A 13,350-nucleotide genomic window follows, 5' to 3' on the forward strand; every position below is an offset into this window, starting at 1 on the left:
TGATGGTCGAAGTCACGCTCTGGGGCGCGCTCGGCCAGCTCGCCGGTGGCAAGCACAAGGTCGATATCGAGGCCAAGGACATCAGGGAGCTGTTCAGGAAGCTGGCGGAACAGTATCCCGGATTCGAGCCCTTCATCGACCGCGGTATCGCCGTCGCCATCGACGGGACGATCTACCGCGACACATGGTCGAAGGAATTGCCAAAAGACGCTGAAATCTTCCTGTTGCCGCGTCTTGCTGGCGGATAGCCGGACAAGCATCTCGCTGCCTTTGACGACTCAACCTGGTTCCACAATGTAGGCAGCTTAAGAAATCCGGCTATCCAAGGCAGTTCTTGGCCTGTTCAGCCGGCGAGTCGTTGCAGTGACCTTTGTCTCTGCCTGAAAACAGACATTGCCGGCGACAAACACTGGAGGTCCTGCCAAGAGCGGAGGTTGAATGATTGCCTGTCAGCGACTTTCGGCGCCTCTTGATGTGACTGAAACTGAAACTGTCGGCAGGTTGGTGGAGAGGCGGCAATCCAGCCGCCCCGACACCTGCAAGAACAGTGACCGGCGTCGCCGGTCATCCCGCATTGCTCAATTGGAATTCGTCGGCAAGCACGCGTTCGTTGGGATTGATCGGACCCAGGTTCTTCACGACCCGGAAGCGACCGCCATGCGCCTGCGCGATGTACATATTCATGCGAACATGGTGCTGGCCGGGAACCATTTCCGCTGGGCCGCCGAGGCCTTCGCTGATGCGGGCATGATCGAGCGCCCGGATGACCGCGTCGCGCTCAACCGTGCCGGCTTCCCTCACCGCCGCTTCCCACATCCTGATCGCCCGGTAGTGGCCGGTGCAGCCGCTGCCCGCCGTCAACATCGCGCTGCCGGGAAACCGCTCGCCATAGCGACGCAAAACCGCGCGGCCAAACGGATCGTCGAGTTCCTGGTAGTAGTCGAGGCAGCTGTAGAGGCCCTCGATCTGTTCGGACGGCACGAGATTGAAGAAGTTCTCGTCGAAGTAGGTGCAGACGATCCTGCCGCCCCGCTTGCCGAAACCGGCCTTGTGCAGTTCGTCGAAGAATGGCGTTAGGCCTGGCGGAACGATGGTGTTGAACACCACGTCGGCACCGCTCGCCATGATCTGCTGTACGATCCGCCGGAAATCGACGGTATCGAGGGGGAAGTACTCCTCGCCGACGATCTCGCCGCCGTTGGCGCGCACCACCCGGCTCGCGGCTTTGTTCAACAAATGCGGCCAGATGTAGTCTGCGGATGGCAGGTAGAATTTCTTTGCCCCGGTGCTCTTCATCAGCCAAGGGATCAATGGCTCGACCTGCTGTGCCGGGACGGGGCCGGTGCAGAAGATAAGGGGATCGTTTTCCTGCCCCTCATATTGCTCGGTGTAGATGTAGAGTGTCTTGCCGCGTGTGACCGCTTCGCTCTTGATGGCCAGGCGGGTCGAGCTGTAGATGCCGCCGACAACCAAATCGACCTTGTCGACGTCTATCAGTTTCGCGGTCCTCTCCTTGGCGACACTTTCGGTGGTCTCGCCGTCCTCGATGACGAGCTTCACCGGCCGGCCGAGCAGCCCGCCCTTGGCGTTGATGTCGTCGACGAGCATGGTCGTGAGGTTTGCGTTGGCGATGCCCATGAAGGACAACGGGCCGGTGAGTTCGGCGATAAGGCCGATCTTTATAGGTTTCGAGTCCATCTGATTTCTCCGATTCTAGGGGTTTCATCGAACGCGCCGCCGCCGGCGGCGCGCGGTGCGCCAGCGCGGACGTCAGGCCTCGTAGTGGCCGAGCAGCAGCGCCGCCTGCGGTTTGCCGACGTGACCAGCTTCCTGCAGGATCGCGGGCACCTCCGGATCCGACACGAAGTTCTTCCAGCCCTCGGCGTCCCAGTCGAAGATCGCCCAGACGCGGTCGGGCTCGCTGGGGTCGCGGAATACGGTCGCACCGTTCGAGCCGTGCAGCCGGCGCTTGTCGGCGCCCTTGGTCGAAAAGATACGAATGAAGCGGTCGACGTCCGCCACCTTTGTCGTTGCGAGAAGCATCTGATTTCCTCCTGTCGGTCGCGGCCACCATCGGTCCGTCGACAGGATCAGGATGCGCGCCTCGAGGCAGGCGCACATGGGGTGAATTCCCTATGCTTGCGTTTCGCCAGGTCGGATAAGGCCGTGCTCGACCGCGTAGAGCGCGGCGGCGGCGCGGGTGGTCACGCCGATCCTGGAATAGACGCTCTGGATATGATGATCTGCGGTCTTGGGTGAGATATCCAGCTTCCGCGCCGTCTCCTTAGCGGTGAGGCCGCCGGCGATCAGGCGCAGCACCTCGATCTCGCGCGGCGTCATGCCGGCCAGCGGCCGGGGCGGCGGGCGTCGCGACCGCTGTCCGGCGAAGGACAGTACAGCCTCGGCGGCGTCGGGACAGATACAGCCCTCACGAACGGCGGTACGGAGTTCCGCCGCCGCCGCCTCGCTGGACAACGCCTTGCGGTGTGGGCGCTCCTCCCGCGACGTCTGGAACGCCTCGGCAGCGGCCAGGATCCTCGCCGCCGGCGACAGGTCGGAACCGCCGACCTTGCGGTGATAGCCGGAGCCATCCAAGCGTTCGTGATGGCGAAGTACAAGAGCGGCCATCAAACCACCCTCGCGGCCGAAAGAGGCCAGTGCCCGCTCACCGTAATAGGCGTGCAGTTGTGCCGCGTCGCGTTCGCGCACCGACAGCGGACCGTTCCGCATCCAGGTCGCCACCGGCACCACGAGTTCGCCGATGTCATGGATGCAGCCCGACCAGCGCAGCGCACGGATGTCAGGGAGAGGCAGCCCGATCGCCGCCCCGCGCCCTCGGCCAGCTCCGCAACCATCCGTGAATGGCCATGCGTGAACGGCATACGCATGTCGATCATGTCGGCGATGGCGAGGAATGCTTGGTCGCAGTCTGCCTCATCCAGCGTCACCGGCGGATCGGGCTCCAGTGCCAAAATCGTTTCGCGCTCGACCGTCGCGCCCATGCCCTCCATCAGCACCGCGGCGTTGACGGCGACGAGGCGGGCCAAGCCCGCTTCGTATGGACCATCGCCGCGACTGTCGATGGTTTCGGCCATCGCGTCTATACCGACGGTATCGCTGAGAGCTACGACATCCTGTGCCAATGTAATCAGGCGCACGGCCGGCAAAACATCCTCGCCGCTCAGCCCACGCGGCAGACCCTTGCCGTCCCAACGTTCGTAGATCTGTCCAAGGTTGCGCCGGATCTCCTCGGACAGGCCTAGCCGTTCGCCGATTTGTTGCGCGACTTCGCAATGCGCGGTGAGGACCGGGCGGGCCACCGCCAGCGCTTGAGACATCCCGGCCTCGATCGCTTTGGCCTGCGCGTCAGGCTCAAGGTCGTAGTATAAGCGCTTGAAGGCCTGCACGAAGACCCTGCCCAGTTCCGCACGGTTGCCCATGTCGAGACCGACAAGATCCTGGCGGAGCGCGATTTCGTCACCGAAGGTGGCCGCCAGAAGGTCCGTGTCGGCGTTGCAGCCGACATAGCGCAGCATCGACTGATGATACGCATTGCACCGAACCTGTACGGAAAGGCCTGCAAGCTGGGCGATCCGCATTGCAAGCACACATGATTTCAGCGCGAAGTCGCGAGAATGGCCTGTCGCAAGGTCCGACGCATAGGCCAGGACCATCAAGAAATCCGCCCGGCGGATCGAGACATTGGCCATCGCCCACCTCCCGAGTGCATGCTAGTCCCGCGTCTCGGAAATACCTGGCGAGGATTTGACGTCTTAAGCTTTATGCGGCGAAGCCGGAGGCCGAAACTACGCCGACCCAATATTCGGTGTGGCTCCAGTTCGCTGTCGGCGCATTACCCCCGAGAAGCAGCAGCTATTCGCCAAACGCTCTCTGACATCGGACCGACCGCTTCCGGCCCCCAATGAGACATTCGCGGAGCAATCCAGCCAGCGGTATTCGAACGCTTCTAACGCCGACGCCGCCGACAGTCCCATAACCGGACCGGCGAGGAGGAGACCGATGCAGCCTTACGCTTTGTCGTCTCCAACGCCGTGGGTCTCCTGAGCGAGTGGATCAGAATTGTTCTCACTTAGAACGAGACACGTCGGGTTGCCTGCGGAGCCAAGGGTATTTCGAAGCCAAACCAAGCCTCGGTCGCTAGGTAGCACAGGCTAGCGGACGGTTCAGTTCTATCATGCAGTCCATGCCAGGCAGCTGGCCGAAGACATGCGGGCGAACCTGTCCTGCTTCATCTCTGTCAGTCGCTGATGCCGCCATCGGCTCCGTCGACCATTTCACAGAGCGCACCAACGACCTCTCGAACGGGCTGATCTGGCCGAAGGCCGGCTGAAGCCTCGACCGCCTGTCCCGCAATGGCGCGTCGCGATTTTCTTCCCCTGGGCAAAGCCCATTCCTCGCGAGGCAAGAAACTCGTGCCTGCGCCATCCTCCGCTTCGCTGCGGTCGCAAGCGATGCGGCGGCGGTCGCCTTTGGCCTCTTGATCGCCATCGAGGTCGCATGGTGCGGGCTCGGAAACGAAAGAACGGAGACTGAAAATGGCTACCATCGGCACTTTCAAGAAGACCAACGCAAACGAGTTCACCGGCGAAATCGTCACCCTCAGCGTCCATGCCAAGGGGGTGCGCATCGTACCCGACACCCGCGCCACCGGCGAGAACGCTCCAAGCCACCGCATCGTGGTCGGCAAGGCCGAAATCGGCGCCGCTTGGTCCAAGCGCTCCAACGAGGGTCGCGACTATCTCGGCCTCAAGCTGGACGATCCGAGCTTCACCGCTCCGATCTACGCCAACCTCTTCGCCGATGAGGAAGGCGACGGCCACAGCCTTATCTGGTCCCGCCCGAGCCGCCGCAACGGCGAGTAAATCTCAATCCTCTCGCCCGGCCACTGGCCGGGCGAGAGACACTTATGTACTCGCGCCTGAAGATCATGTCTCATCAGACCTTCGTGCAAAACGCAGGCCAGCACCGCCGTTCTCGGCGAGGAATTCTATATCAGCCGCCTCGAACGACCAGCGGATTGCCGCGGCATTGGCCGATCTGCGGCGGCTTACAAACGACGCGGCGGGCGACCGTCCGGCCGGTTGGCCCGGCGGTGAGCCGATCGGCTCGCTGTTCGGGCAGTCCGCATCATCATTTGCCGCCTGGCGCGCCTTTGCTGCCTGGAGCCAGGGCGATGACGAACCTATCGAACCTGGACACAGACATTCAAGACACTGCAAGGCGCAAAGCAGTAGGCGTTTCGATAGTCGTCGGCTGATCATGTAGCGCCGTGATCGCTTCTTGCCGGTTTCGTCAATGACGGAATCCAAGGATTTCGTTCGATTACGCGACTCCCTATCAAATCTTTGACAAGGGACCAGACGCGGATGAAACCGGATACATCGCAGTGGCGTGACCCACAGGCATACGCCTTCGTCAAAGGTGCCGCCGCCGATGTGATCGCCTGGGAGTTTCTGCGGCGCAATCCGCGGTATCAGCAAGACTTCGCGGCCTCCCGATCGGCCAAGGCGATACGCGCGTTGCGCAAGCGCTGGGGTTTGCATTTTCGCCGCCAGGCCTGACCAGTCTGCGGTCGAACAACCCGTCTACTGGTCGCCCCAACTAGACCCTGGCGTCATCAACCTCGTTGAGGTTCCCCCCGGCCTGCGCGCCACTCAGGACAGGTCCTCCGTCGTTGCGCTTGCCGAAGGCGAGCGCGACGAGATCGGCCTCCACACGCGTGCTCAGCCGAGCGGCACGCAAGTGGCGCTTCTTGGTGACCCGAAGCCGGGCAGGGCTTTGGCGGCCATCATCCCGCTCGATGACATGGCGCACGACCGGCTTCTGGCTCTTGAGCGTTTCATCCGCTCGATCGCCAGGCAGCATTGTCCCGACGCCCGTTTGACCGCGGCCCAACGCCGCCGTCTTGGCCATATGCTGCGATGCCTCGATGGCCGGGAGGAACAGGCATCTCACTTTGAAGTGGCGACCGCCTTGTTCGGCCGGCGGCTGGTCAGTGCGGCTGACTGGCATGACTCCGCCTTCCGCTACCAGACGCACCGCCTGGTGCGGGACGGCCTGAAGATGGTCGAGCGCGGCTATCGGCAATTGCTGCGTGCGCGGCGACGGCTCACCTGATGCCTGCCACGGTGCGAAACAGGGCCCGTCAATTGCGCACCTGATCACCGTCCCCTCGCTCCTCCATTCTGGCCATGGATCGCCGTTCAACCGCGACGGCCGGAAGGAGACACCTCATGAACGCCAACACCGCCGCAATGCCGCCGCGCTATCTGCGCACCGCGGAGGCCGCGCATTTTTTGAGCCTCTCGCCGCGCACGCTGGAGAAGCACCGCACCTACGGGACCGGGCCTGCCTATCGCAAGCTTGGCGGACGTGTTGTCTACGCCGTCGACGATCTGCAGGCCTGGGTGAAGCGCGGGGCAATGACCTCGACGTCCGATCCGCATGGCTCCGTCCTGCCGGCCAAGCCTCATGCCGCGCGCTTGATCCCCTATGCCGGGCGCGAAACCCGCTAAGCGGCCGCGCTCCAGATGTCGGCACGAACACGCGAACCCTCCGAGCGCGGACAGCTCGACCTGTTCCATGCGCTGCCAGGTGATTTCGCGCCACGCGATGCGCAGGACCTCATGGCCTATCCCTTCTTTTCCCTCGCCAAGTCTAGACGCATCGCGCCGATCGACTTTCGTGCCGGTGATGTCACCATCAGGGTGGAAGCCGTGCCTGACCACGGCATGGCGACAATCTGGGACGCCGATATCCTGATCTGGGCCGCGAGCCAGATCGTCAACGCACGCGATGCCGGGCTGCGCACCTCGCGCCTGATGGCTGCGACGCCATACGAGATGCTGACCTACATCGGCCGCGGCGTCTCGAAGCGAGATTATCTGCGCCTGAAGGCAGCGCTCGATCGCCTGCAATCGACGAGCGTCGTCACCTCGATCCGCCAACCCGCCGAAGGCAGGCGCCATCGCTTCTCGTGGATCAATGAGTGGCAGGAGCGTACCGGCCGAAGCGGCCGCCCGCTCGGCCTTGAGCTGATTTTGCCCGATTGGTTCTACCGCGCCGTTCTGGACGATGCGCTGATCCTGACGATTGATCGTGCCTATTTTGGGCTGACGGGCGGCCTCGATCGCTGGCTCTACCGGTTGGTGCGCAAGCATGGCGGGCGCCAGCGTGCCGGCTGGCGTTTCGACATTCGGCACCTGCATCAAAAGTCCGGCAGCCTTGCGCCGCTCAAACGCTTCGCCTTCGAGCTGCGCGACATCGTGCGCCGCCAACCCCTGCCGGGATACCTTCTGTTCACGGAAGTCGAAGCCAGCGGCCGCGTCCTTCTGGCGTTCGAACCGATGCCGGCCCTTGTTGACAGGCTCGTGCTATCGGGAACCCGAACCCTCGTGCCATCGGGAACCGCACTATCGTGCTATCGGGAACCGCCAACGGCCCTAAGTCTTGGCGCGGGCGAGGAAAATCGCGCTCCTAACTTAGAGTCTAACAGTCAATCTAACAGTCTTGCGCGGCAGCCACGCAACGGGCGTGAGGAACAGACGCCGCCAGATGCTGGCCGATCGACACGCGAAGGGCAACACGCCGGGCGCTGCGCGGGAGATGACACATGATGTCGTTTCCACGAGCCGTGCCGCGTGGCGAGCTTACGAGCGTCGAGCTGACCTGGATCGAGAAGCGGATTGAACATCGCATCCGCTTCGGCCGCGCCGTCCATGAGACGATCGTCAACAGGCGGCGCCGCGTTCTCGCATTCGCGCCGGACAGTGTTTTTGCCTTTGTGCGCTGGGCGGCAAACGACTTTGGCACGGTCATTTCGCGCATCGACATCGTGCGCGCCGTCCGACCTCGGGAGCCCTATCAGACGCTGCCTCACATCCGGCCCGGCGGCGAGATGCTGCTCAGGATCACCGGCTGGGACAAGGTCGAGCGGGTTCTCCAGCTGATCGATGCGATCGAGGCGATCGGCATCCATCCAGCAGACGCGGCGCCCGACTACTGGCGCCAAAGCCACAACCGCCTGGTCGCCGGCGGAGCCCCACGCGCCTATTCGCTGGAACAGCATCAGGCCTTTCGGTTGCGCAAGCGAGCGACGTCATGAGCCGCATTGCTTGCTCGATCATGGCGCTTGGCGCTGTCGCCGCGATCATCGCGCCGGCTGTCGCGAAGATGCCGCCGCTGCTGATGTGGAACGCATCAGCGAGCGCGCCGATCGGTCTCTACGCCATCAGCAGGAGCCGCCGCCTGACGGTTGGTGATCTCGCAGTCATCGAACCGCCCAAGCCGGTCGCCTCGTTCGTCGCGCAGCGCGGCTATCTGCCGGCCGGCATGCCGATGCTGAAGCATATCGTTGCCCTTGCTGGGCAGAAGGTCTGCCGTATCGGCCGCATTGTCACAGTCGACGGTGTCGCGTTGGGCGCGGCGCTGGCGCGCGACCATACGGGACGTCCCCTGCCTGACTGGCAGGGCTGCCGCATCATCGCCACTGGCGAGATCTTCGTGATGAACCCGAAGGTCGGGGACAGCCTCGACGGCCGCTATTTCGGCCCTTTCCCGATGACCTCGATCATCGGACGCGCGCTGCCGCTCTGGACCGACGAGAGCGGCGATGGACGCTACGTCTGGCTCGCGCCAGCGAACTGAAAACCAGCCAAGCCAAAACAGGAAGGAGATAGTCCATGACCGAGATCGGCGTTTTCCAACGAACTGAATCCGGGTACCGCGGGCGCATTCGCACTTTGCTTGTGGATGCCGAGGTGGTGATCGTCCCGACGCGAACGTCTGACGGTAATGCGCCGGACTTTCGCATCCATATTGGCGACGGCAGCGGTCCGGAAATCGGCGCCGCCTGGAAGGAGAACGGACAGACGGCCGGCGACTATTTGTCCTGCCGGTTGGAGGATCCGTTGTTTGGTCGGCGTTTCCGCGCCAACCTGTTCCGTTCCAGTGCGGACGAGGGTTCCTGGTCGCTGCGCTGGAGCCGGCCGAAATCACGTCAGGATCGCGCACGATGATCGCGCGCGCGGCGAAGACCTGTGCGGCCGCAATGCGCTTCCTCGGCAGCCTGCCGGTAAAACCTGGAACTCTGTTGTTTGCTGTCGGCATTGCGGTCTTCTGCCATGGATTGACGGGCGCCAGCGCACAATCAGCACCTGTCTCAAAGCAGTCCACGGACGACCCCTATGCCGCGCACATTGCCGAGGCGTCGCATCGCTTCCGCATGCCAGAACGCTGGATCCGGGCGATCATGCGCCTGGAAAGCGCTCGCGACCCGGCAGCCGTCTCGCGCAAAGGCGCGGTGGGGTTGATGCAGGTCATGCCCGCGACCTTTGCCGAACTGCGCCTTCGCCATCATCTGGGCGGTAATCCTTTTGATCCGCGCGACAACATCCTCGCCGGAACGGCCTATCTGCGCGAGCTGTTTGATCGCTACGGCTCTCCGGGATTCCTGGCCGCCTACAATGCGGGGCCGGGGCGTTACGAAGCCTCTTTGACAGGCCGTCCCCTGCCGGCAGAGACCCGTTCCTACGTCGCAAAACTGCGCCCTTTCTGGGGCGGCGGTGATGGTTCCGGCGCGCTCCCCGCCGCTCGGCGCAACGCCGACGCATGGACCGCCGCGCCGCTGTTCACAACGCGTTCCGGCTCCATCGCCGCGGCCGATCGCTTGTCGTCCGAGGGCGCATTGGCCGGCATGCCAGCATCGCTGCGGGCGGGCGATCTTTTTTCGGCCCGTTCGCGGCCGCGCGAACTGTTCAGCGGTCCCGATGTCGGGACGTCGGCACCATGAAGCATCTGATCTCAATTCGCGCCAGGGCGTCCTGTTGGGCGTTGTGGCGTGCGCGATGGAGAGGCCACGACCCAACAACCGATGGATGGCGAGATAAAAGGGCGCACCTTGTGCGCCGGCCGGTCGGTTGTTTTTGTTGGGGTTTTCGCGTCGTTCGGCACATTGCTGCGCTTCGGCGCAACGTGCCGGAGCCAGACAAGATGTTGTTTCTGCAGCGATCATTGCACGTTGCGGGCGATCTTCATGGCCGATGAGCGCGACTTCCGCATCCGTCCGGGCCGCGTCCGCTCGACGCGGTCCCAGTCCTCGCGGCCCTTCATCGCCCAGGCGCTTGCCGCCGCGAAAAAGGCTGGCGGCAGCATGTCGCGCTCCGGCCGGATCCGGCCCGCCAGTCATTCGCAATTCGGCCGGGGCAGGGCGGCCAGCATTCAGGCCAATCGCTTGCTGACCAGCCGCTCCCGCGTCACGGTGATCAAGACCCGCGTGGTCCGCCACTCGAAACGCGCTCCGCCGCTGGCAACCCATCTCAATTATCTGCAGCGCGAAGGCGTGACGCGCGACGGCGAGAAAGCCCGCATGTTCGGCCCCGAGGCCGAGGATGTCGCGGCCAGGGATTTCGCCGAACGCTGCAAGGATGACCGGCATCATTTCCGCTTCATCGTCTCGCCGCAGGACGCTGCGGAAATGGCGGACCTGAAATCCTTCACGCGGGATTTGATGGGCCGGATGGAAAAGGACGTCGGCACATCGCTTGATTGGGTCGCGGTCGATCACTGGAACACCGACAACCCGCATCTCCACGTCATCTTGCGCGGCCGGGGCGATGATGGTCAGGACCTGGTGATCTCGCGCGACTACATCAGCCGCGGCATGCGTGATCGCGCCAGCGATCTGGTCACACGCGAGCTCGGCCCCCGCTCCGATCTGGAAGTCCGCCGGCATGTCGAGCGACAGGTCGATGCGGATGGCTGGACCGGGCTCGACCGCCAGCTGATGCGCGATGCCGGTGAGGATGGCCTCATCGACCTTGCGGCTTACGCCGATCGCCGGGCTGACGAATTCGGCACCTTCAAGGCCGGGCGTCTGCGCAGACTGGAGGTGCTCGGCCTTGCCGATCAGATCGGTCCTGGCCAGTGGGTCGTCAGCGACAAAGCCGAGGCGACGCTGCGTGAGCTGGGCGAGCGCGGCGATATCATCAGACGCCTGCATCGAGCGCTTTCCGGACGCGGCATCGAGCGGACCAGTGGGAACTATGTGCTGGCAGCGGAGAGGCTGGACGAAACCATCTTGGGCCGCCTCGTCGAGCGCGGGCTGGATGACGAACTCAAGGGCACGGCCTATGCGGTCATAGATGGCGTCGACGGCCGTTGCCATCATGTCCGACTGTCGGATCTCGACGCGGCGGGTGATGGCGCGCCGGGCTCGATCGTCGAGCTGCGCAAATTCGACGACGCCCAGGGACGCAAGCGGCTTGCGCTTGCTGTGCGCAGCGACCTCGACATCGAACGCCAGGTCATCGCCGGTGGGGCGACCTGGCTGGACAGGCAGGCGCTCGCGAGAACGCCGGCGGCGCTGTCCGATGGCGGATTTGGTACTGAGGTGCGTCATGCGATGGACCGGCGCTCCGAGCATCTGGTCGGCCTGGGTCTGGCTGAGCGGCAGGCGCGCGGTATCGTCTTCGCCAACGGCTTGGTCGACACTTTGCGCCGGAGGGAGCTCGCCGCCCTGGGCAGCAAGCTCGCGGCCGTGTCCGGCCAGCCCTTCAACCGGGCAGGTGAGGGTGAATTCGTGTCCGGCATTTACAGGCAGCGCTTCGCGCTGGCGTCCGGCCGTTTTGCGATGATCGATGACGGGCTCGGCTTTCAACTCTTGCCCTGGACGCCATCGCTGGAGCGGCATCACGGCAAACATGTCGCCGGCATTGCCCGCGGCGACGGTGGCATCGATTGGAGCTTCGGGCGCAAGCAAGGATTGGGCTTGTGATCTGTTCGGGAGAACGAGACTTCCGCGTTGCCAGTTCGCTGGGCGTAGTCAGCCGGGTCCTGCCTTGCGTCTTTCGCCAGATATCATGGCTTGGACCGAATTTTCGCGATGGCGCAGGCTTGCCAGCGTCACACCGCCAATGTGCGTGAGGACAAGCAGCAGCATGCCGTGCGCTGGCAAGCTTGCGCCGCCTCGACCCATGATACGCCGAAACAGACGTCAGTCGTCATTAGCCAGCCGGTCGGGACGGTCAAACCCATCGCCGCGATCAGCGCGAAGCGGCTGGGTTGAGCTGGAGATGGGTTACATGCCGATGTCACGCCCTTGAAGCTTCGAGCTAGGCTCAATCGGCCTGTGGTGGGTTTCATGTCCGTGCTGCCCGCGCGGGCGATTCAGTTCGCGGTGGCAGCTGACCGCCTGAAAACGATCGTCACCTTCGTCCCTTCCGTGGCACTCGAGTTGACGTCGAATTCCGCCTTGGCGTTCTCGGTCAGCGAGCGCGCGATCAGCGCCCCGAGCTTGCCCTGCTTGGGCCAAGTCTCGCCTTCAGGCAGCCCGATACCGTCGTCGGCCACGACGATCCTGCAGCCATCGCCATCGACGATGCTGTGCAGGGTTATCGTGCCGCCGTCGCGGCCGCGGAAGGCATGCTTGAGCGCATTGGTAAGCAGTTCGTTGACCACCAGCCCGGTCGGCATCGCGACGTTGATCGACACCGGATAGGTGTCGACCTTCATATCAAGGCGAATGCCTTCGACCGCGTGCGATGTCATGACCGCTGATGCGATCTGGCTGAGATAGATACCAAGGTCGACCTCGTCCTTCTGCTCGTCGGCTGACAGCGTCTGGTAGAGGATCGCGAGCGCGTCGACGCGCCCAGCAAGCCTTTCGAACCGTTTCCGGTCCGGCTCGGTCGCATTGCGGGTTTCCAGACGGATCAATGCGGTGATCATTTGCAAATTGTTCTTCACGCGGTGCTGCAACTCGCGCAGCAGCGTGTCCTTTTCCCGGACACGTTCTTCGACCGAGCGCTCATCTTCCGTTTCGCCGTGAGCGGAGACGTCAACAAGCGCCACCAGCCGGAAGCAGATTTTGCCGCTGTCGTCCTCGATGAGGTTGGAATAGACGTCGAGAAGCGCTTGATTGTCCTCGTCGCGCTTCAGCCGGAAAGTGCCGACGAAATCGGTTTCCTCGACCACGGCCTGGGCCAGTGTCCGGTCTTTTTGCTGGTGCATGCCGATGCCGGGGAGCGCTGCCCAGTTCTTCCGGGTAAGGGCCACCGCTGTAAGGCCTGAGAGTTTTTCGAATTCGGGATTGGCATAAACAACGCGTTCCTTAGCGCTCAGGTCCGACACCGCGATGGCTATCGGGACCTGGTCGAGGAATTTTTTGAACTGTTCGCTTTCCAGCGCAGTGACAAGGTCAGGCGTTTCGAGCAGCTGCTCGACGGCCTCCGCCTTATTTGAATCTGATGTCATGTTTCGCACCTAAGTGGAAGTCAGCGACACCAATATCAGTGATGCGTTGCCCCTACCATTGCCAAAGCAAAGTCCAGA

Annotated in this window: 16 protein-coding genes and 1 pseudogene; 12 read left to right on the top strand and 5 right to left on the bottom strand. The window is 63.4% G+C overall.

Annotated features, from left to right (window positions below):
• Nucleotides 1–2 precede the first annotated feature (2 nt).
• Nucleotides 3–248, top strand: a complete 246-nt coding sequence (locus GA829_RS13390) for a MoaD/ThiS family protein (protein ID WP_195178966.1) — start codon at nucleotides 3–5, stop codon at nucleotides 246–248.
• 316 nt (nucleotides 249–564) lie between these two features.
• On the opposite strand, the gene GA829_RS13395 is transcribed toward GA829_RS13390, so the two are convergent.
• From GA829_RS13395 to GA829_RS37295, 4 genes and pseudogenes are all read right to left on the bottom strand, one after another.
• Nucleotides 565–1,698, bottom strand: a complete 1,134-nt coding sequence (locus GA829_RS13395) for a substrate-binding protein (protein ID WP_195178967.1) — start codon at nucleotides 1,696–1,698, stop codon at nucleotides 565–567.
• 72 nt (nucleotides 1,699–1,770) lie between these two features.
• A complete protein-coding gene (locus GA829_RS13400) occupies nucleotides 1,771–2,043 on the bottom strand; it encodes a hypothetical protein (protein WP_091581466.1) in 273 nt (90 codons plus the stop codon).
• 90 nt (nucleotides 2,044–2,133) lie between these two features.
• Nucleotides 2,134–2,928, bottom strand: coding sequence for an HD domain-containing phosphohydrolase (locus GA829_RS36615; protein ID WP_374940421.1), 795 nt, complete (start codon nucleotides 2,926–2,928; stop codon nucleotides 2,134–2,136).
• 245 nt (nucleotides 2,929–3,173) lie between these two features.
• Nucleotides 3,174–3,710: pseudogene (locus GA829_RS37295) on the bottom strand (HD domain-containing protein); the annotation flags it as partial.
• Between the two features lie 846 nt (nucleotides 3,711–4,556).
• Between GA829_RS37295 and GA829_RS13410 the strand changes: the two are divergent.
• The 11 genes from GA829_RS13410 to GA829_RS13460 all read left to right on the top strand — a co-directional run bounded on the left by GA829_RS13410 (nucleotide 4,557) and on the right by GA829_RS13460 (nucleotide 12,085).
• On the top strand, nucleotides 4,557–4,883 hold the full coding sequence (locus tag GA829_RS13410; RefSeq protein WP_195178968.1) for a DUF736 domain-containing protein: 327 nt from the start codon (nucleotides 4,557–4,559) through the stop codon (nucleotides 4,881–4,883).
• A gap of 504 nt (nucleotides 4,884–5,387) precedes the next feature.
• Nucleotides 5,388–5,582, top strand: a complete 195-nt coding sequence (locus GA829_RS13415; protein ID WP_195178969.1) for a transcriptional regulator domain-containing protein — start codon at nucleotides 5,388–5,390, stop codon at nucleotides 5,580–5,582.
• Nucleotides 5,583–5,763: 181 nt separating this feature from the next.
• On the top strand, nucleotides 5,764–6,138 hold the full coding sequence (locus tag GA829_RS13420; RefSeq protein ID WP_258052266.1) for a DUF2285 domain-containing protein: 375 nt from the start codon (nucleotides 5,764–5,766) through the stop codon (nucleotides 6,136–6,138).
• Nucleotides 6,139–6,254: 116 nt separating this feature from the next.
• A complete protein-coding gene (locus tag GA829_RS13425) occupies nucleotides 6,255–6,536 on the top strand; it encodes a helix-turn-helix transcriptional regulator (RefSeq protein WP_195178970.1) in 282 nt (93 codons plus the stop codon).
• A gap of 15 nt (nucleotides 6,537–6,551) precedes the next feature.
• Nucleotides 6,552–7,637, top strand: coding sequence for a replication initiator protein A (locus GA829_RS13430; RefSeq protein ID WP_195178971.1), 1,086 nt, complete (start codon nucleotides 6,552–6,554; stop codon nucleotides 7,635–7,637).
• Entirely contained in the window at nucleotides 7,634–8,125 is a 492-nt protein-coding gene (locus tag GA829_RS13435) for a DUF2840 domain-containing protein (protein ID WP_195178972.1), read from the top strand. The genes GA829_RS13430 and GA829_RS13435 overlap by 4 nt, the downstream gene beginning before the upstream one ends.
• Nucleotides 8,122–8,667 (top strand): S26 family signal peptidase, encoded by a 546-nt coding sequence (locus GA829_RS13440; protein ID WP_195178973.1) that lies wholly within the window; start codon nucleotides 8,122–8,124, stop codon nucleotides 8,665–8,667. The genes GA829_RS13435 and GA829_RS13440 overlap by 4 nt, the downstream gene beginning before the upstream one ends.
• A gap of 35 nt (nucleotides 8,668–8,702) precedes the next feature.
• The gene (locus GA829_RS13445) at nucleotides 8,703–9,038 is read left to right on the top strand and encodes a DUF736 domain-containing protein (protein ID WP_195178974.1); all 336 of its coding nucleotides are present in this window, start codon (nucleotides 8,703–8,705) and stop codon (nucleotides 9,036–9,038) included.
• Nucleotides 9,035–9,811: a lytic transglycosylase domain-containing protein gene (locus tag GA829_RS13450; protein WP_258052267.1), complete on the top strand. Its 777-nt coding sequence runs from the start codon at nucleotides 9,035–9,037 to the stop codon at nucleotides 9,809–9,811. The genes GA829_RS13445 and GA829_RS13450 overlap by 4 nt, the downstream gene beginning before the upstream one ends.
• 243 nt (nucleotides 9,812–10,054) lie before the next feature.
• On the top strand, nucleotides 10,055–11,794 hold the full coding sequence (locus tag GA829_RS13455; RefSeq protein WP_195178975.1) for a relaxase/mobilization nuclease domain-containing protein: 1,740 nt from the start codon (nucleotides 10,055–10,057) through the stop codon (nucleotides 11,792–11,794).
• A 90-nt stretch (nucleotides 11,795–11,884) separates the two neighbouring features.
• A complete protein-coding gene (locus tag GA829_RS13460) occupies nucleotides 11,885–12,085 on the top strand; it encodes a hypothetical protein (RefSeq protein ID WP_195178976.1) in 201 nt (66 codons plus the stop codon).
• 101 nt (nucleotides 12,086–12,186) lie between these two features.
• On the opposite strand, the gene GA829_RS13465 is transcribed toward GA829_RS13460, so the two are convergent.
• The gene (locus GA829_RS13465) at nucleotides 12,187–13,272 is read right to left on the bottom strand and encodes a histidine kinase dimerization/phosphoacceptor domain -containing protein (protein ID WP_195178977.1); all 1,086 of its coding nucleotides are present in this window, start codon (nucleotides 13,270–13,272) and stop codon (nucleotides 12,187–12,189) included.
• Nucleotides 13,273–13,350: the final 78 nt, after the last annotated feature.

The sequence above is a fragment of the Mesorhizobium sp. INR15 genome (assembly GCF_015500075.1).
Lineage (GTDB): Bacteria > Pseudomonadota > Alphaproteobacteria > Rhizobiales > Rhizobiaceae > Mesorhizobium.